Source organism: Oleiphilus sp. HI0067, from assembly GCF_001635735.1.
Window position 1 is genome coordinate 1 of the sequence record NZ_LWFI01001234.1, and the last position, 1095, is coordinate 1095.

Annotated in this window: 2 protein-coding genes and 1 pseudogene; 2 read left to right on the top strand and 1 reads right to left on the bottom strand. The window is 46.3% G+C overall.

The window, feature by feature from the left end; all coding sequences use genetic code 11:
- A partial coding sequence (locus A3739_RS18705) for a substrate-binding domain-containing protein (RefSeq protein ID WP_197472434.1) occupies positions 1–458 on the top strand: 458 nt, incomplete at its 5' end.
- 97 nt (positions 459–555) lie between these two features.
- Entirely contained in the window at positions 556–837 is a 282-nt protein-coding gene (locus A3739_RS18710) for a hypothetical protein (RefSeq protein WP_156502198.1), read from the top strand.
- Between the two features lie 17 nt (positions 838–854).
- Here A3739_RS18710 and A3739_RS18715 read toward each other — a convergent pair.
- Positions 855–1095: pseudogene (locus A3739_RS18715) on the bottom strand (ornithine carbamoyltransferase subunit F); the annotation flags it as partial.

Sequence of the window (1095 nt, forward strand, 5' to 3'; positions counted from 1 at the left end):
TCAACGGGGATGTTGATTTCGCGGTCAGTGACTTAGCGATGAGTGACGAGCAGTTGAGTTACTTGGAGCAGGGCGCACTGATGGTGCCTTTGATTGCTGGACAAGTTTCTTTAATGTATAGCTTGCCCTCCGTTTCAGATTTAAAACTCTCACGAGACGTGTATTCACGTATTTTTCTCGGCGAGATTCAATATTGGGATCACCCAGATATTCAGACAAGCAATCCAGGTATTCAATTGCCAGCAACGCCCATTAGCGTAGTCGTGCGATCTGATGCATCCGGCTCTAGCTTTTTGTTTAGCAATCATCTGGCTTTAGTTAGCGAGAGTTTTCGAAATAACGTAGGAGCATCAAAGTTACCAGAGTGGAGTGACCAGCCTTATTTCTTATCAGCTTTGCATAATCAGGGGGGGCACAGCTTTTGTGCGTCAGACAGAGGGTGCTATTGGTTATGTTGAGTAGGGATACGCCAAGTTAACGCGTCCGCCAACAGCCTTACTCGAAAATAGAGATGGAAAATTTGTTAGGGCGGGAGCTGAATCTGGTAAGGCTGCGTTGAGCAATGTGACGTTCCCAAGTTCAAACTTACTTCAGTCTGATGTGCCGGATCTTCGTTCGTGGGAGTTTGATCCTGCGGGCGAGGCGTCTTATCCGATCGCTTCGTTTACGTGGTTGATCTTTCCTGAGAAAATGCCTGCTGGGCAGTCTGAAGTCGTTCGGCGTTTAGTTGAGTATTGTTTGACGGATGGACAGTCCTTAGCGGAGAGAATGGGCTATATTCCGCTGCCAGAGAATGTTGTGGCTTTAGTCAGACACGCAGTGCAGTTTATCGAATAAACCGCACTGCATGAGCACTAGGATAGCGTCGCAACCATCACAGCTTTGATCGTGTGCATACGGTTTTCGGCTTGATCAAAGACGATGCTTGCTTCGCTCTCGAATACGTCTTCAGTCACTTCTAGTCCGTTCAAGCCAAAAGTTTCTTCTATTTCTTTTCCAACACGCGTTTCGTTATTGTGAAATGCCGGTAAGCAGTGCATAAATTTGCTGTTTGGGTTGTTAGTGAGCGCCATTAGTTCTTTATTTACTTGATAA